This window comes from Bacillus sp. FAU18, from assembly GCF_056033885.1.
Genome location: NZ_JBVYHZ010000003.1, coordinates 1,640,834 through 1,656,821 on the forward strand (window position 1 = coordinate 1,640,834; position 15,988 = coordinate 1,656,821).

19 protein-coding genes and 1 pseudogene are annotated in these 15,988 nt (G+C 44.1%); 1 reads left to right on the forward strand and 19 read right to left on the reverse strand.

What is annotated here, in order from left to right; all coding sequences use genetic code 11:
- Positions 1–51: 51 nt before the first annotated feature.
- From spoVAF to AC0OMU_RS08765, 18 genes are all read right to left on the reverse strand, one after another.
- Complete coding sequence (spoVAF, locus tag AC0OMU_RS08680) at positions 52–1,533, reverse strand: spore germination protein SpoVAF (RefSeq protein WP_003230471.1); 1,482 nt, start codon at positions 1,531–1,533, stop codon at positions 52–54.
- On the reverse strand, positions 1,484–2,095 hold the full coding sequence (gene spoVAEA / locus AC0OMU_RS08685; RefSeq protein WP_003230469.1) for a stage V sporulation protein SpoVABEA: 612 nt from the start codon (positions 2,093–2,095) through the stop codon (positions 1,484–1,486). The genes spoVAF and spoVAEA overlap by 50 nt, the downstream gene beginning before the upstream one ends.
- Before the next feature lie 7 nt (positions 2,096–2,102).
- Positions 2,103–2,453 carry a stage V sporulation protein AE gene (gene spoVAE / locus AC0OMU_RS08690; protein ID WP_003230467.1) on the reverse strand — a complete coding sequence of 117 codons (351 nt, stop codon included), beginning with the start codon at positions 2,451–2,453 and terminating at the stop codon, positions 2,103–2,105.
- A 1-nt stretch (position 2,454) separates the two neighbouring features.
- The gene (gene spoVAD / locus AC0OMU_RS08695; protein ID WP_474241093.1) at positions 2,455–3,471 is read right to left on the reverse strand and encodes a stage V sporulation protein AD; all 1,017 of its coding nucleotides are present in this window, start codon (positions 3,469–3,471) and stop codon (positions 2,455–2,457) included.
- A gap of 12 nt (positions 3,472–3,483) precedes the next feature.
- Positions 3,484–3,936 (reverse strand): stage V sporulation protein AC, encoded by a 453-nt coding sequence (gene spoVAC, locus AC0OMU_RS08700; protein WP_003223947.1) that lies wholly within the window; start codon positions 3,934–3,936, stop codon positions 3,484–3,486.
- 16 nt (positions 3,937–3,952) lie between these two features.
- Positions 3,953–4,378: a stage V sporulation protein SpoVAB gene (spoVAB, locus tag AC0OMU_RS08705; RefSeq protein WP_003230463.1), complete on the reverse strand. Its 426-nt coding sequence runs from the start codon at positions 4,376–4,378 to the stop codon at positions 3,953–3,955.
- On the reverse strand, positions 4,368–4,988 hold the full coding sequence (gene spoVAA / locus AC0OMU_RS08710; protein ID WP_015483402.1) for a stage V sporulation protein SpoVAA: 621 nt from the start codon (positions 4,986–4,988) through the stop codon (positions 4,368–4,370). Before spoVAA ends, spoVAB begins: the two co-directional genes overlap by 11 nt.
- 126 nt (positions 4,989–5,114) lie before the next feature.
- Positions 5,115–5,882 carry an RNA polymerase sporulation sigma factor SigF gene (gene sigF, locus AC0OMU_RS08715; RefSeq protein WP_474241094.1) on the reverse strand — a complete coding sequence of 256 codons (768 nt, stop codon included), beginning with the start codon at positions 5,880–5,882 and terminating at the stop codon, positions 5,115–5,117.
- A gap of 11 nt (positions 5,883–5,893) precedes the next feature.
- Complete coding sequence (gene spoIIAB / locus AC0OMU_RS08720) at positions 5,894–6,334, reverse strand: anti-sigma F factor (protein ID WP_014477237.1); 441 nt, start codon at positions 6,332–6,334, stop codon at positions 5,894–5,896.
- A complete protein-coding gene (gene spoIIAA, locus AC0OMU_RS08725; RefSeq protein ID WP_004398633.1) occupies positions 6,331–6,684 on the reverse strand; it encodes an anti-sigma F factor antagonist in 354 nt (117 codons plus the stop codon). The genes spoIIAB and spoIIAA overlap by 4 nt, the downstream gene beginning before the upstream one ends.
- A gap of 95 nt (positions 6,685–6,779) precedes the next feature.
- Positions 6,780–7,949 (reverse strand): D-alanyl-D-alanine carboxypeptidase DacF, encoded by a 1,170-nt coding sequence (gene dacF / locus AC0OMU_RS08730; protein ID WP_031315198.1) that lies wholly within the window; start codon positions 7,947–7,949, stop codon positions 6,780–6,782.
- A gap of 154 nt (positions 7,950–8,103) precedes the next feature.
- Entirely contained in the window at positions 8,104–8,919 is an 816-nt protein-coding gene (locus tag AC0OMU_RS08735) for a purine nucleoside phosphorylase I, inosine and guanosine-specific (protein WP_003230447.1), read from the reverse strand.
- Positions 8,920–8,931: 12 nt separating this feature from the next.
- Positions 8,932–10,116, reverse strand: coding sequence for a phosphopentomutase (deoB, locus tag AC0OMU_RS08740; RefSeq protein ID WP_015251776.1), 1,185 nt, complete (start codon positions 10,114–10,116; stop codon positions 8,932–8,934).
- Between the two features lie 160 nt (positions 10,117–10,276).
- The gene (xerD, locus tag AC0OMU_RS08745) at positions 10,277–11,167 is read right to left on the reverse strand and encodes a site-specific tyrosine recombinase XerD (RefSeq protein ID WP_047182833.1); all 891 of its coding nucleotides are present in this window, start codon (positions 11,165–11,167) and stop codon (positions 10,277–10,279) included.
- A 7-nt stretch (positions 11,168–11,174) separates the two neighbouring features.
- Complete coding sequence (locus AC0OMU_RS08750) at positions 11,175–11,402, reverse strand: YqzK family protein (protein ID WP_003230440.1); 228 nt, start codon at positions 11,400–11,402, stop codon at positions 11,175–11,177.
- Between the two features lie 123 nt (positions 11,403–11,525).
- On the reverse strand, positions 11,526–11,975 hold the full coding sequence (gene fur / locus AC0OMU_RS08755) for a ferric iron uptake transcriptional regulator (protein ID WP_003223972.1): 450 nt from the start codon (positions 11,973–11,975) through the stop codon (positions 11,526–11,528).
- Between the two features lie 112 nt (positions 11,976–12,087).
- A complete protein-coding gene (gene spoIIM / locus AC0OMU_RS08760) occupies positions 12,088–12,732 on the reverse strand; it encodes a stage II sporulation protein M (protein ID WP_004398593.1) in 645 nt (214 codons plus the stop codon).
- Positions 12,733–12,832: 100 nt separating this feature from the next.
- A complete protein-coding gene (locus tag AC0OMU_RS08765; RefSeq protein WP_015384016.1) occupies positions 12,833–13,048 on the reverse strand; it encodes a hypothetical protein in 216 nt (71 codons plus the stop codon).
- A 158-nt stretch (positions 13,049–13,206) separates the two neighbouring features.
- Between AC0OMU_RS08765 and AC0OMU_RS08770 the strand changes: the two are divergent.
- Positions 13,207–14,525 (forward strand): annotated as a pseudogene (locus tag AC0OMU_RS08770) (IS1182 family transposase).
- Positions 14,526–14,663: 138 nt separating this feature from the next.
- Here AC0OMU_RS08770 and AC0OMU_RS08775 read toward each other — a convergent pair.
- Positions 14,664–15,983 (reverse strand): malic enzyme-like NAD(P)-binding protein, encoded by a 1,320-nt coding sequence (locus AC0OMU_RS08775; protein WP_015384017.1) that lies wholly within the window; start codon positions 15,981–15,983, stop codon positions 14,664–14,666.
- Positions 15,984–15,988: the final 5 nt, after the last annotated feature.

The following is a 15,988-nucleotide window of genomic DNA, read 5'->3' on the forward strand; positions in this document are numbered from 1 at the left end:
CTTCATAATTAAGACATACATTATCATACTCTTCAGTCAGTTTCAATGCGATTATGAATTGGTAGGCTGCCTTAAGCGATTTTTGGGGTGAACGATACTGGGTCTTACTTTTGCGCCAGGTTTCGCTGTGCGGACAAGAACCTGCCACAGCGCCTTTCCGTTAAAGGGAATCAATGGCCATAAGTACGGTGTCTGAAGGGATTTGATGCTTGCCATGGCAATAATTAGCACTGTAAATCCGATGACGAGCCCTTTTATATGAAATAAGGCAACGAGTATCATGAGGACAAGACGGCTCATTTTGTTTGCCAAGCTTAATTCATAACTAGGCGTCGTAAAGGTTCCAATCGCCGCAAGTGAGACGTACAGAATCACCTCAGGAGAAAAAAGGCCGACTTCAATCGCAATCTGCCCGATCAGAACAGCGGCAATTAAACCCATTGCTGTCGATAAAGCCGTCGGGGTGTGAATGGCAGCCATTCTGAGAAACTCGATTCCTAAGTCAGCTAAAAATATCTGCAGGATGATCGGGATATGCGTATCTTTATTTAAACCAATAAATTTCATGTTGTCCGGGAGCAGATCAGGCTGAAGCACAAAGAGAAACCAGATCGGAAGAAATAAAGTAGAAGCAAGAATACCGAAAAATCTTACCCATCTTAAAAAGGTCCCGACTGAAGGCGCCTGCCTATATTCTTCAGCATGCTGCACATGGTGAAATAAAGTCGTCGGGGTAATGATTACACTCGGCGATGTGTCCACTATAATGATAACATGGCCTTCTAGAACATGATTTGCGGCCACATCCGGTCTTTCTGTATAGCGCACGAGCGGAAAAGGATTATAGCTTTGATTCACAATGAATTCCTCGACAGTTTTGTCTGCCATTGTTAATCCATCGACATCAATGGATGCAATTTCTTTTTCTACGATCTCAACCAGATCCGGATCAGCTATATCTTCTATATAACAAATGCTTAAATCCGTCTTTGACCGCTCACCAACTTTAGTCATCTTGACTCGAAGGCGTTCGTCTCTGATCCGCCTTCTGAGAAGGGCCGTATTGACGACGATATTTTCAACAAATCCGTCTCTGGCTCCCCTGACTACCTTTTCCGTATCAGGTTCTTCCGGGTTTCTGCCCGGATAGCTTCTGACGTCAATTATAAATGCGAAACCTGCACCTTCAACAATGACCGCGACGAGCCCGGACAGCACTTGGTCGGTGGTTTCATCCAAGGTTTTTACTTTTTCGACCTGGGCGTTAAGCAGCCTGTTTTCGACGATGTCGACCAGCTCATCAGGGTCTTCTTTCCGATTGTTAATGGCAACAAGCTCTCTCATTAAATGAATAATATAGGCTGTATCGCACAATCCATTTAGATAGTAAAGCTGGATCTCTTTGTCTAAAATCGTGAGCTTGCGAACACCTACATCATAGCTTGTCCCCATCCCGACACGGTTTTTGAAGTACTCTTCATTTTTAGCTGGATTCCGATAAACCCGAATTTTCTCTTCCTTGTGGTCCGGCATGATACCCGCTCCTTTCTAAAATAAACTCGACCGCTTTCATGGTGATTGGCGACCCTTTTGAGATATCGTCTTTTCTGCCCATTTTGCCGATATCCCCGATACCGACAATAAGCGGGAGATCAAGTTTATCAAGGCAATAGACTGTATCTCCACTCATTCTGTGGTCATCAAATTCTCTTTCCCCGACTTTATCGACGCCGTATTCAGTTATTTCTCCATTGCGGTCAATGCTTACATCGACCCTGGTCCATTCAGCCTGATGTGTTTTTGACGCGACCGCAATCACACCGAGCACTTCAATAGACGGATGGGTTGCGACATAGGTTAGAGCGGCTTCTCCCGGACCCTCTCCTTGAAGGCCTGAGTCGTCAAACATGACAAATACAGGATCATACGGTGCTGAGGCGATCAGCTTGACAAGCTCGGCGCCGCTGCGGGTGGAAGGATTCCCTTTTGATTGTGAAATACACCGACCTCCCACTTTGCTTGCGGCGTATTCAATTGTTTTAGCGGCATAAACATCCCCGTCTGTTACCAGTATGACCTTGCGTTTTGTCGTCATGTCGGCATTATCCTTTCGGTTTGAAAATAACAGCTACGATAAAGGCGAAGAGAATAGCGGCTGAGATACCGGCCGAGGTCAGCTCAAAAATCCCCATGCCGATTCCGATAAATCCGTGTATATGCGCCTGATGCATGGCACCGTGCAGAAGACTGTGACCGAAGCTGACGATCGGAACGGTAGCGCCTCCTCCGGCAAATTCAATAAATTTATCGTAAATGCCGAAACCATCTAATATTGCACCGATTACAACAAATGATGTCATGACATGAGCTGGCGTCAATTTAAAAATATCCAAGAGCAGCTGGCCGACGATACATATGGCCCCGCCGCAGACAAAAGCCAAAAGGTAGTCCATGTTAAGATGCACCTCCTGCACGCTCAAATACAACCCCGTGGGCGATAGTCGGGATGGTTTCTTTTTGCTGGATCATCGTCGGGCTTAATAGCGCCCCGGTCGCCACGACAAATACACGGTTTAATTTTCCTTCTCTCAGCTGCTTAAAAATATGAGAGTAGGTGACAACCGCTGAACAAGCACAGCCGCTCCCCCCGGCAAAGACCTGCTGATCCGGAGTGTAAATCAGAAGCCCGCAATCATCATGCTTTGTGCCGACTGGATATCCATCTTCTTTTAAAATGTCTTTTACGATTGGAGAACCGACGCCTGACAGGTCACCTGTCAGGATTAGATCATAATCATCCGCTGTCCGGTTGAGATCTTTAAAGTGCTGCTTAATCGTATCAGCTGCAGCCGGAGCCATAGCCGATCCCATATCAAAAGGATCTGTAATTCCTAAATCAGAAACCTTTCCGACAGTCGCACTTGTGATTTGGATATCACCCGGTGTCTGACTGATGACAACTGCACCGCTTCCGGTTACAGTGGAGGTAGCAGTGTCCGGTTTTTGCCCTCCGTATTCTGTCGGATAGCGAAACTGTCTTTCCGCAGTTGCATTGTGACTGCTGGTGGCAGCGAGTGCCCTTTTGGCAAACCCGCCATCAACTAAGGCTGATGCGACAGCCACTGTTTCCATTGATGTTGAACAGGCGCCAAACATACAAAGAAATGGGATTTTCAAGTGTCTTGCCACATAGTTAGCCGTCACGTTTTGGTTCAGCAAGTCGCCTGCCAGCAATAGGTCAATATCATCTTTTGTCAGATTGTTTTTTTGAAGCGCAACATTAACAGCGTCTTCCATCAGCTGCCGTTCCGCCATCTCCCAGCTTTTTTGATTACAATGCATTTCGTCATAGGTTTTATCAAATAAAGAGCCGAGCGGTCCGTTTTTTTCCTTTGGTCCTGCTGCCGTTCCCGCTGAGTTGACAAATATGGGATGTTCAAATACCCAGGTTTGCTTTCCTGTTAATTTCATTTTCTTCTCCTCCTATGACATCAGTTTCTCAAAAGCAAACCGAATCATTCCAACGATGTATGCAGCTACAACTCCGAAAACAATAACATTTCCTGCCAGTTTAAACATATTTGTCGCTACTCCAAGCACTAATCCTTCGCTTTTATATTCAAGAGCCGCGCTTGCCATACTGTTGGCAAAACCTGTGACAGGTACGGCTGAACCTGCGCCTGCGAATTGTCCGATTCTGTCATAGATGCCGAACCCTGTAAGCAGGGCAGAAATTAGTATCAGCGTTGCAGCTGTTGGATTCCCCGCAGTTTTTTCATTGAAATCAAAAAAATGGATATAAAAATTTTGCAGACCTTGCCCAATTGCACAAATCAGCCCGCCCACTAAAAAGGCTTTTACACAGTTCCAGACGTAAGGCGGCTTAGGCTGATATGTTTTCACTTTTGATTTGTAATTTTCTTTTATGTTTGTCATCTTGAATGAAACCTCCTTATGAATGGTCAATAAAGTACAGCCAGTGAAATAAAGATCCCGCGATTTTCCCAATCACGATGGCCATTAATAAAATAATGATTTTACTTCTGAGCCCGATTCGTTTTGCCAAAATCGGCAGGACATTTAAAACCTCTGTAAGAGCAGCCGCTAGCATCCCGACGAACAAACCTGCCAGAAGCCCGACCGGCACAGCTATCCATTTTGTTAGATAAAGATGATTCATATGAAGCGTCTCCCATCCCCCGCAAACCGCGCCAAGAATAACAGCCGCTTCATAAGCCTGAACAAATCTCATTGTTTTGGTGAGCTGCATCAGCCGCGGAATGATTCCCATTACGGTTAAAAAAGCAACGAAACCCGCCCCCACCGTTATGCCTCCGCCGAGCCCGACAAAAATAATGAACAATACACTAACGATCATGCAGATCCTTTATGGTTTCTTGATTCTCATGCATGGCCACATATTGATCGAGATCAAGCTGATAGTTAAACATCTCAACCTCCAGCGGGCTGGGCTCTTCATTTAGGCGCTTTTTAAATATGTGGTTAAAAAACACGATCATCCCCAGTCCCAAACCGATGCTGTATGGGATTTGAAGCAAATATGGATAGTCATTCCTCTCTCCGGTTATGATTTCATATAGTGCGATATGAACATCTCTCATGCTTACATCCTCATGAAAGTTCATGATGGCAAGACACGATCCAATAAACAGAAGCAGCCAGACACCGATAAATAGAACCGTTGATAAATTTCGCTTTCGATACTGAATTTCAACAATGGTTTCTGCTCCGCCTACGGTTTGAACATCAAGTGCCGGATCTTGTAAATGAATGGCTCTGAGGACTTGTATGATATCCAGAATTACGATATTTTTATCTTTTTCGCTCACCTGATAAAGCGGCATAGCCGAAAGTTTCTTTTTCAGCTGAAGCTGCCCTTCTATTTGTGCGGCATCTCCAACGGTAATAATATCCCCTGGATGTGCCAGCACCCGGTGGCGAAGCCGGATAAATATTCGTCGTTCCATCATTGATCACCATCTTTCGGTGGTTATATATGTAGTATGTGGTTCGATTTTGTTCTCATTCATCCGCTCGAAAAGACCATAAATTACCACGCTTTTGCACACAAAAAAGCTAGCCTGCACTGCAGACTAGCCATCCGTATGATCCATTTGAACCTTGATCTGTTTTAATATTTTCTTTTCAAGCCTGGAAACCTGAACCTGAGAGATCCCGAGCCGCTCAGCCACCTCGGACTGTGTCTGGTCTTTATAATATCTGAGATAGACGATTAGTTTTTCCCTTTCCTCCAAATCGCTGATCGCTTCTTTCAGCGCAATTTTGTCAAACCATTTTTCTTCTGAGTTGTCAGCGATTTGATCGAGCAGGGTAATCGGATCTCCGTCATTTTCATAGACGGTTTCGTGAATCGAAGATGGAGCCCTTACCGCCTCTTGGGCCAGTACAACATCCTCAGCTTCAATCTCCAAATGGTCAGCGATCTCCTGCACCGTCGGCACTCTGCCCAGTGTTTTCGAAAGCTCATCCTTCGCGCGCCGGATTTTGTTTCCAAGCTCTTTTAATGACCTTGATACTTTTACGGTTCCGTCATCACGGATAAACCGCTGGATTTCTCCGATAATCATCGGCACTGCATACGTTGAAAAACGCACATCATAGGTTAAATCAAATTTGTCAACAGATTTTAACAGCCCGATGCAGCCGATCTGGAAGAGATCATCAGGCTCATATCCTCTGTTTAAAAACCGCTGTACGACAGACCAAACAAGACGCATGTTTTTTTCTATGAGGAGGTCTCTTGCCTGCTGGTCGCCATTTTGGCTTTGTTTGATTAATTCCTTTACTTCATGATCCTTCAGCTGACCGTTTTTGCCGTTTTTCTTAACCTCCACATCCATAACAAATCTCCTTAATTACAAAGCGCTTTGCTTTTTGATAAGTGCTTTGTTAAGCGAATCGTTGTTCCCATTTCAGGCGATGAATCGATACTGACATCATCCATGAAATTTTCCATAATGGTAAAGCCCATTCCAGAGCGCTCAAGCTCAGGCTTAGTCGTAAATAGAGGCTGACGGGCTTCTTCAAGATCTGTAATGCCTAAGCCTTCATCACGAATAGTCATATATACGACATGATCTTCCAGCGTCACTGAAATGTAAACTTTCCCTTCACAGTTCTCTTCATATCCATGGATAATCGCATTCGTGACAGCCTCTGACACGACTGTTTTGATTTCAGTCAGTTCATCCATTGTCGGGTCCAGCTGAGCTATAAATGAAGCAACTGTCACACGGGCGAACGATTCATTCTGACTGAGGGCAGAAAACTCAATGTGCATTTCATTTTTCATGATGCCACCCCCAGTGTCAGGAGCGCCTGCTGTTCAGATTGTTCAAATCGGATAATTTTAAACAGACCCGACATATCAAACAATCGCTTCACCGCAGGAGAGATAGCGCAAACGACCATTTCCCCGCCAATTTGCTTAATTTGCTTGTATCTTCCTAAAATAACGCCAAGCCCCGAGCTGTCCATAAAGGAAAGGTCCTCCAAGTTCAGCACGATATGGCGAATATCATCCTTCTCCAATGATTGAGTCACTTTTTGCTTCAGGGTTTCAGCCGTATGGTGATCGAGTTCGCCTGTTAATCGAATACAAAGCACAGATTCTTTGACATTCATGTCAATTCCAAGGCTCATGCTCATTCCTCCTTGATATGATCGGATAATGAGTGTTTCGATTTCGACGGAATGAATTCCTTCACCGTGACAAAACTAGTGGTCATTCGGCATAATTACTTAAATTTTGTCCAGTCTCCCATCGTCCGCTTCAAGAATGTGATAAACCCGGCTTTCTTCATATCTTCTTTTGCAGCAACAGGACTTTCAGCGAGTACTTCTCCATCCTTTTTCAGAACAAGAGTGCCAAGCTCTTGGCCTTTTTGAATCGGAGCACTAATATTGTCCTTCATCTTGATTTCTTTTTTCACATCGTTCATATCCTCGCCTTTTTTCGTCAATATTGAAATCGGCTCAGATGTAGTGAGTTCGATAAATTTTTGTTTCCCTTTTTTGACCTTTACTTTTGCTACTGTTTCATTTCGTTTATATAAAGGATGCGTTTCATACTGGCTAAAGGCGAAGTCAAGCATTTTTGTCACTTGCGCGTTTCTTTCTTTAGGCGTGCTCGCTCCGAATACAACCGCTATGGCCCGCATGTTTCCTTTTTTAGCCGAAGCAGTCAGACAATATTTCGCTTCGCCTGTATAGCCTGTTTTTACGCCGTCTACACCAGGATAAAATTTGATAAGGCGATTTGTATTCACAAGCCAAAACTTTTTATCTGTATTTTCACGCAGATAATCTTCATACGTGCCGGTAAACTTCGTAATTGATTCGTATTTCAATAACTCCTTAGCCATGATTGCCATATCATAAGCAGAGCTGTAGTGTCCTTCCTCGGTCAGTCCTGTTGGGTTTTTAAAGGATGTATTTTTCAATCCCAGCTCTTTTGCTTTTTTGTTCATTTTCTTCACAAATTCTTCTTCAGAGCCGGAAATAAATTCAGCCATGGCGACGGAAGCGTCATTTCCCGAAGCGATTGCGATGCCTTTCAGCATTTCTTTGACAGTCATTTCTTCGCCGGGCTCAAGGAATATCTGTGAGCCGCCCATTGACGCCGCATGCTCGCTTGTACGGACCTTATCACTCATTTTGATTTTGCCTTTATCTAAAGCTTCCATAATCAAAAGCATCGTCATAATTTTCGTCATGCTTGCAGGCGCCAGTCTCTCATTGCTGTTCTTGTTGTAAAGCACTTTTCCCGTGTCACGTTCTATCAGCACCGCAGACTTCGCTTCATGAGCAAGCTCCGATGTACGTTTTCCGTCTTGTTTTGCAAATGCAGACGGTGCAAATGTAAGCAGCATTATACCAATCAACAAAGTGGATAAAAGACGTTTCATCTCAAAAGCCCTCCATTTCATAATCCTTTTTATTTTTTCCAAGCGGGATGGTTTTATACGCCACTGATGGAAAATGTTTCGAATTTTGGGCATAAAAAAAGACAGCTGTGTGATATCAGACACAGCTGTCTTTTGGTCCTGCATTGATTCATATTTATTCGTACTGAGCGACGATCGCTTTAACAAGCTTCAAGAATCCAGCTTTTACTTTTTCGGTCACTTCCATAACTTCATCGTGACTTAAAGGCTGATCCAGAATTCCGGCTGCCGCGTTAGAGATGCAGGAAATGCCAAGAACCCGCATTCCCGCATGATTCGCCACAATGACTTCCGGAACAGTAGACATGCCGACAGCATCAGAGCCCATCGTTCTTAAGAAACGGACTTCTGCCGGTGTTTCGTAAGAAGGTCCTGTCACAGCAGTGTACACGCCTTTTTGAATTGGGATATTAAGGTCTTTCGCAATCTTTTCAGCCAGGCTGGATAGATCTTTGTCATAGGCTGAAGACATATCTGGAAATCTGGCGCCGAAATCAGCTTCGTTTGGCCCGATTAACGGGTTTGTTCCCATAAAGTTGATATGATCGGTAATAATCATTAAGTCTCCCGCACGGAATTCAGTGTTGACACCGCCTGCGGCATTTGTCACGATCAACGCTTCCACACCGAGCGCTTTCATCACGCGTACAGGGAATGTGACTTTCTCCATTGAATAGCCTTCATAAAAATGAAAGCGGCCCTGCATTGCAATGACGGAAACTCCTTCAAGAGTGCCAAGCACAAGCTGTCCGGCATGCCCTTCAACAGTAGATACCGGGAATTCAGGTATGTCTTCATATTTCAGCTTGACCGGATTTTCGATTTCGTCCGCCAAAATGCCAAGACCTGAGCCTAAAATAAGGCCGATCTTCGGAGATTCCGGCAGGTTTTGTTTAATAAAAGCGGCTGCGCGTTCAATTCTGTCCTTCAAGAAACAGTCCCCCTATTGTAATAAAGATAAAAAGCTTTTCCCGTATTTCGGTTTATTCGTTTGGAAATTATCAGCGATCGTTGCGCCGATATCAGCAAATGTATCAGCAAGCGGCAGCATTTGCGCTTTCTTATGTTTTTTGCTGTAAGCGAGAATCGGCACATACTCGCGTGTATGGTCAGTCCCATGATGAATCGGATCATTGCCGTGGTCGGCTGTAATAATTAACAGATCGTCTTCTCTCATTTTTTCAAACACTTCCGGAAGCCGTGCATCAAATTCTTCAAGCGCGCGTCCGTAGCCTTCAGGGTCACGGCGGTGTCCGAATAACGCGTCAAAATCAACAAGGTTCGCAAAGCTCAGACCCGTAAAGTCTTCTCCCAGCGTATCGATCACCTTGTCCATTCCGTCCATATTAGAAACCGTTCTGCGTGAAGAAGTAATGCCTTCTCCGTCGTAAATATCAGAGATTTTACCGATTGAAATCACATCTAAGCCGCTGTCTTTCAATTCATTCATGACAGTACGGTCAAACGGTTTAAGGGCATAGTCATGGCGGTTTGGCGTCCGTTTGAATTGACCCGGCTCTCCGACGAACGGCCGTGCAATAATGCGGCCAACCATATATTTCGGATCAAGCGTCAGCTCTCTCGCCGTTTCGCAAATGCGATACAGCTCCTCAAGCGGCACAACCTCTTCGTGAGCGGCAATTTGCAGAACAGAGTCAGCAGACGTGTAAACAATTAAAGCCCCTGTCTCCATGTGCTCCTGACCAAGCTCATCCAAAATCGCTGTGCCGGAAGCCGGCTTGTTTCCAATAATTTTGCGGCCAGATCTCTTTTCCAGCTCTTGAAGCAATTCATCAGGAAAGCCTTCCGGGAACACTTTAAATGGTTTATCAATGTATAAACCCATAATCTCCCAATGGCCGGTCATCGTATCTTTGCCGTTTGACGCTTCTTGCATTTTTCCATAGTAGGCAAGCGGATGTTCTGTTTTTTCTACACCTTTGATATCTTCGATAAGACCAAGGCCGAGCTTTGCCATATTCGGCATATGTAATCCGTTCATATGCTCGGCAATATGACCGAGCGTATGAGCGCCTTCGTCATTAAAGTCAGCGGCATCCGGCGCTTCGCCGATTCCGACTGAGTCCATCACAATTAAAAACACACGATTATATTTGTATGCAGGCATCTTGAAAGCCTCCTTTTTTTCTATACGTCTATTGTATCGCTAAGAGGTCTGACAACTCAAGTATAAACCGTTTTCATTCCCGTTGACAATGCATTTGGAAATAATGAGAAACTTCAATATTTTCTGTCGCTCTAAACAAAAAAGCCGCAGCCACCTGCGGCTATGCTCGCGGATGAAACTGCTTGTACACATCCTTCAGCCTTGTTTTCGTCACATGCGTATAAATTTGCGTCGTGGATATATCCGCATGACCGAGCATTTCCTGCACCGCTCTTAAATCTGCCCCGTTCTCAAGCAGATGCGTCGCAAAGGAATGCCTGAGCGTATGCGGAGTCAGCTCTTTCTTAATGCCGGCTTCCAACGCGATTTTTTTCAGGTTCTTCCAAAATCCCTGGCGGCTGATCTGTTTGCCGTGATGATTTAAAAAGAGGGCGTCAGATACATTGTTCTTTAACAGTTTTCCCCTGGCTTTTGTCATATATTCCTCAATGGCGGAAGCGGCGGCTTCACCAATTGGCACAATCCGTTCTTTTCTTCCTTTGCCGAAGCATCGGATAAACCCCATAGATAAATGAACATCTGCCGTTTTCAACTCAATCATTTCACTGACTCGTATGCCTGTCGCATAAAGCAGCTCCAGCATTGCTTTATCCCGATAGCCGAATGGGCTCGTCAGCTTAGGCGTGTCCAATAATCGCTCGACTTCATTGAGTGCAAGCACCTTCGGAAGCGCCCGTTCCGTCTTTTGTGTTTCGATATGAACGGAAGGGTCCTTATCCGTTGCTTTTTCCCTGAGCAGAAATTGATGAAAAGAGCGAATGGATGCCAAATGCCGCGCCGATGTCTTGCCGGATTTCCCCGAGTCCTTCAAATGCTTTAAGTACTGGATAATATGTATGCGGGTAACGTGATTCCAATCCGTAACATGAAGGGTTTCTGTTAAGTAGAGAGAATAGCTTTTCAAGTCACGTTCATAGGATACGATCGTATTTTGAGAGAGCCCTCTCTCTACCATAACGTAGTGGATGAAATCCTTTATTTGATCTTTCACTCTTGATCTACTCCCCGTTTTGGTAAAAAAAGATCAACCGGTCGAACCATCCGCCTTTTTCATCCTGATCCATTTCAACAACTTTTACAGCGGAGCCTTCCGGTTTATCATACCGATGATAGTTTTCATACTCTTGATTCACCCATATCATAGCATAATAGAACAAAGCGGTAAAACCGGTAAACAGGATGAAAACTTTCAATGCATCGACAGCTGTTTTCAGGAATCTTCCCATGTCCTAATCGATCCTTTCCTATGGTTCCAGTTATATAAACCATATGCCAAATCAGAAAGGTTTTATACATAGAAACAGCAAAAAACCCTTTCCCCATGAGAAAAGGTTCGCGCTCGGCACCGACTATTCAGTTTCTTTTCCGTTACAGCGGTGGCAAATGCCGTGAAACGTCAATCTATGATCTTTAATCTTAAATTTCCAATCACGTTCAATGATTTCTTCCACGTCTTCAAGCAAATCTTCTTCAATTTCATCAACGGCTCCGCACTCCATGCACACCAAGTGGTGATGAAAGTGAGCTGCGCCCTCTTTCCGAAGGTCGTAACGGGACACACCGTCTCCAAAGTTAATTTTATCTACGACTTTTAATTCAGTTAATAATTCAAGCGTACGGTATACTGTAGCGAGACCGATCTCAGGAGATTTCTCTTTTACGAGGAGGTATACATCTTCTGCGCTTAAATGGTCTTCTTCGTTTTCAAGCAGCACTCTTACTGTCGCTTCACGCTGTGGCGTAAGTTTATAGCTGGATGAGTGCAGTTGTTTCTTAATTCGATCAATACGGTTTTCCATGTCTTTCCCTCCTACGCCGCATTCCATGACTCATTATAACAAAATACGCGCAGAGTTCCAACTATAATTATTATAAACTGATAAATAAAACGGTTTTCTTTTAATAATGATTTTAAAAAAGTCTAGATGTAAGCTTTTCCATTAAAACAGGAGATAAGTATGCTTCAAAGAGAGATGAGATCAGCGCTAAAAACAGAATGACCAGCAGCACAAAGGCATACCGCCCGAACCATTGAATTGGCGCGTCATGCAGGCTTCGTTTCACGAACAGCTGTCTGATTAACTTTAAAGAAAACGCAATTGCACATGTGCCCATAATGAGATAAGCCGGAATCAGCAGCACATTTTGCGGCAAAACGGAGACAAATGATAGGAAAAACCCGCTTACTCCCATCTGATTGACTAAAAACCCGACAGTAAAGCCGACGACGATCCCTTTCAGAAAGATCATAATGAAAATAATCGGCATCCCAATGACGGAAATTCCCAGTATCCACATCAGGCCTAAATACTTTGCATTATGAAAGATACTTTGCCCAAACATATCAGCTGAACTTGCCTGTTTTCCATCCGAAAGCTGTCCAAAAAATTGACTTAAGTAGTAGTATAAATCTTCTTTCTGGCTGATGGTCATACTGTTGACAATAATCGCGCCAAAGATGACACCCATGAAAAATAGCACTGACACAAATATATAAAGAGAGAGATGATCTTTGACATGCCTGAGAAACATGTCCTTATAAGAGATTTTTCGCATACCGTTTCCTCCCGCCCGCTCTAGTGATTTGATTTAATAGATTGTATGAAAGAAACAGAAAAACATGCCCTTTTTCAAAAAGAAACGATAGAGACGAATGCTAGGCGGCTTTTTGGGGCACAAAAAAATCCTTATCATCAACTGCTGTATGATCATAAGGATTCTTATGCTTCCGTTTATTCAAAATCTCTTTTTTGCTTTTTGTCATTCTTTCATGTGTGCTAAAAGATGGTGTGCTGCCTCTTGATAATAAGACGTCACGTCCGCCGTTTCTCAATCGATGCTCCCGCTTCTTTTTCGCTTGGCTTTTTGCCATGTGATCACTCCCTTTTTTATTTTCATAGTAATGATAACAAAATTGAGCAATGATAAGAAAAAAACAGCACCTGCTATGACAGGTGCTGTTTTTTCTTAAAATATCCATTCTTCTGTAATAAAATAAAAGAAAGACTTCAAAAGGACGGTGTCTTTCCCATGTTCCACACAAGAAATTCTTCTCAAAACGCAGCCGAATTTGTTCTTCTCGACCAACTTGTCGAAGAGGATCATCTGCTTCGAAAAATCGATAAATACATAGACTTCTCTTTTATCATTGAAAAGGTTAAGCCTTACTACAGTGAAAACAAAGGCCGCCCCTCACTTGATCCGCTGATTTTATTCAAAATGATGTTTATCGGATACCTCTATGGTATCCGTTCAGAAAGACAGCTCGAAAAAGAAATTTACTACAATATGGCGTACAGATGGTTTCTCGGATTGAACATAAACGATCCAGTTCCGCACCACTCCACCATCAGCTGGAACAGACGCACACGTTTTAAAGATACAACCATCTTCCAAGATATTTTTGATGAGATCGTTCTTCAGGCCATCAATCATGACATGGTGGGCGGACGTGTCCTATTCACCGATTCCACTCACCTTAAAGCCAATGCCAACAAGCATAAATACACAAGAAAAACGATTGAACAGGATACACAAAACTATATCAAAGATTTAAATGAAGCCATCCAAGAAGATCGAGAGGAACACGGAAAAAAGCCACTAATAGTCAAAGAGGAGGTGAAAGCTGAAAAAGAGATCCGCCACAGTACAACTGATCCCGAAAGTGGATATCTGTATCGCGAAAACAAACCAGAAGGTTTTTTCTATTTAGATCACCGCACAACGGATATGAAATACAACATTATCACCGATGCCCACGTCACACCGGGAAATGTCCATGATTCTGTGCCTTATCTTGACCGATTAGATCACCAAATCGCACGATTTGGTTTTCAAGTAGAAGCTGTCGCCCTTGATTCCGGATATTTAACAGCTTCTATCTGTAAAGGATTATCTGACCGTCATATTTTTGGCGTCATTGCCCACAGACGATATCACCCTACTAGAGGCTTGTTTCCAAAATGGAAATTTCATTACGACATTGAAAAAGACAGGTACATTTGCCCGAACCAGCAAACACTCACATACTCAACAACTGACCGAAAAGGATACAGGTCATATAAATCACATCCTGAAACATGTTCCTCATGCCCTTTTCTTGAAAACTGCACAAAATCAAAAAAACATCAGAAAGTCATCACCCGGCATGTATGGGAAGACCAAAAAGAAAAGATCAGGCAAAATCGCTTGTCTGTTTCAGGAAAAAACCTCTACAAAAAAAGAAAAGAAAAAATAGAGCGAAGCTTTGCAGGATGAGGGGAAAACGGAATGTGAGCGAACAAGTTCTCCTCACAGCCGCATGCCAGAACATGAAGAAGATTGCCACATACCTAGCCAAGCAAAGCTAGGTATGTGGGAGCTCTTTTTCTGTTATTGAAATCAGCTGAATACCTAAAGAAACAGCACACAACAAAAAAGCTTGTAGAAAAAACATCGTTTTCTCTACAAGCTGAGCACTTGCTATGACAGGTGCTGTTTAGCTACATTTATTTCACTGCTGTAAGAGCTGCATGCTCGACAGCTGCTGCTACCGCATGATGGACTTTTGAATCAAGCGGCTGAGGGACCACATCACCTTGTTTTGTGCAAGCTGCGATAGCCTCTGCTGCTGCGACAAGCATATCATGATTAATTTCCCTGCTTTTTGCATTAAGCGCTCCTCTAAAAATTCCCGGAAAACCGAGTACATTATTGACAGAACGCCCGTCAGCTGCATATGCGGCGCCAGCCTGCAGTGCGGCCTCCGGCTCAATTTCCGGCTTCGGATTCGATAAAGCCAAAATCACTTGACCAGAACGTACAAATGCCGGTTTTATTAAACCTGGAACGCCCGTTGTAGCAATGACAATATCACATGTTTTCATGAGCTCCTCAATACTGGAAACTGCCTGTCCGCCGTATTGTTCGAGACGGTTCATTGCTGACTCTGATTTGTCTGTTCCGTATACAGCATTCACACCATAAGCCATGAACATCCGGCAGATGGCCACGCCTGCTGCGCCAAGGCCGATTTGCCCCACTTTCGCTTCCTTCAGGTCAACCCCCGCACTCCTGCATGCCGAGATGGCAGCTGCCAGCGTCACTACAGCTGTACCATGCTGGTCATCGTGCATAACAGGAATGTTCAGCTCCTCTTTTAGGCGATCCTCGATTTCAAAACAATGCGGCGAACCGATATCCTCAAGAAGGATGCCGCTAAAGCCCGGAGAAATATGTTTTACTGTTTTGATGATTTCTTCAGGATCACTCGTATCAAGCAGTATCGGAATGCCGCTAATACCCGCCAGCTGATCAAACAAAGCAGCCTTTCCTTCCATGACAGGCATGCCAGCCACAGAGCCGATATTTCCAAGGCCTAAAATTGCGGTTCCATCTGTTACAATTGCAACAGAATTGCTGATCGTTGTATAAATAGAAGCTTTTTCAGGTTCTTTTTCGATCAGTCGGCACACGTCTGCAACACCTGGTGTATAGACACGTCCCAGCTCTGCCAGTGAACGGATCGGCATTTTGCTTTTCATTTGAATTTTTCCGCCTTCATGTGCGGACAGGACTTCATCAGATACGGTGTGAAGCCTGATCCCTTCTCCGAGTGCCTGTACAGCCGCGATCACTTCCTGAAGCTGTTCTTCATTCTCCACTTGAACGGTAATATTCCGCATTGTGTAATTGGGTCCGACTTTTACCGTCTCCACTTCACCAATATCTCCGCCCAGAAGGCCGATTGCCGTAGCCACCCTTCCAAGATTTCCGGGAACCGAAGGCGTTTCGATCATCAGTGTCCGAATCATGTGTTTCGCTATCATTCAGT

Excerpts from the sequence above, each read along its gene's own strand:
- spoVAF (WP_003230471.1), bottom strand. The coding sequence starts at position 1,533 with ATGCCGGACCACAAGGAAGAGAAAATTCGGGTTTATCGGAATCCAGCT.
- spoVAEA (WP_003230469.1), bottom strand. The coding sequence starts at position 2,095 with ATGACGACAAAACGCAAGGTCATACTGGTAACAGACGGGGATGTTTAT.
- spoVAE (WP_003230467.1), bottom strand. The coding sequence starts at position 2,453 with ATGGACTACCTTTTGGCTTTTGTCTGCGGCGGGGCCATATGTATCGTC.
- spoVAD (WP_474241093.1), bottom strand. The coding sequence starts at position 3,471 with ATGAAATTAACAGGAAAGCAAACCTGGGTATTTGAACATCCCATATTT.
- spoVAC (WP_003223947.1), bottom strand. The coding sequence starts at position 3,936 with ATGACAAACATAAAAGAAAATTACAAATCAAAAGTGAAAACATATCAG.
- spoVAB (WP_003230463.1), bottom strand. The coding sequence starts at position 4,378 with ATGATCGTTAGTGTATTGTTCATTATTTTTGTCGGGCTCGGCGGAGGC.
- spoVAA (WP_015483402.1), bottom strand. The coding sequence starts at position 4,988 with ATGGAACGACGAATATTTATCCGGCTTCGCCACCGGGTGCTGGCACAT.
- sigF (WP_474241094.1), bottom strand. The coding sequence starts at position 5,882 with ATGGATGTGGAGGTTAAGAAAAACGGCAAAAACGGTCAGCTGAAGGAT.
- spoIIAB (WP_014477237.1), bottom strand. The coding sequence starts at position 6,334 with ATGAAAAATGAAATGCACATTGAGTTTTCTGCCCTCAGTCAGAATGAA.
- spoIIAA (WP_004398633.1), bottom strand. The coding sequence starts at position 6,684 with ATGAGCCTTGGAATTGACATGAATGTCAAAGAATCTGTGCTTTGTATT.
- dacF (WP_031315198.1), bottom strand. The coding sequence starts at position 7,949 with ATGAAACGTCTTTTATCCACTTTGTTGATTGGTATAATGCTGCTTACA.
- deoB (WP_015251776.1), bottom strand. The coding sequence starts at position 10,116 with ATGCCTGCATACAAATATAATCGTGTGTTTTTAATTGTGATGGACTCA.
- AC0OMU_RS08750 (WP_003230440.1), bottom strand. The coding sequence starts at position 11,402 with ATGGGAAGATTCCTGAAAACAGCTGTCGATGCATTGAAAGTTTTCATC.
- fur (WP_003223972.1), bottom strand. The coding sequence starts at position 11,975 with ATGGAAAACCGTATTGATCGAATTAAGAAACAACTGCACTCATCCAGC.
- spoIIM (WP_004398593.1), bottom strand. The coding sequence starts at position 12,732 with ATGCGAAAAATCTCTTATAAGGACATGTTTCTCAGGCATGTCAAAGAT.
- AC0OMU_RS08765 (WP_015384016.1), bottom strand. The coding sequence starts at position 13,048 with ATGGCAAAAAGCCAAGCGAAAAAGAAGCGGGAGCATCGATTGAGAAAC.
- AC0OMU_RS08775 (WP_015384017.1), bottom strand. The coding sequence starts at position 15,983 with ATGATAGCGAAACACATGATTCGGACACTGATGATCGAAACGCCTTCG.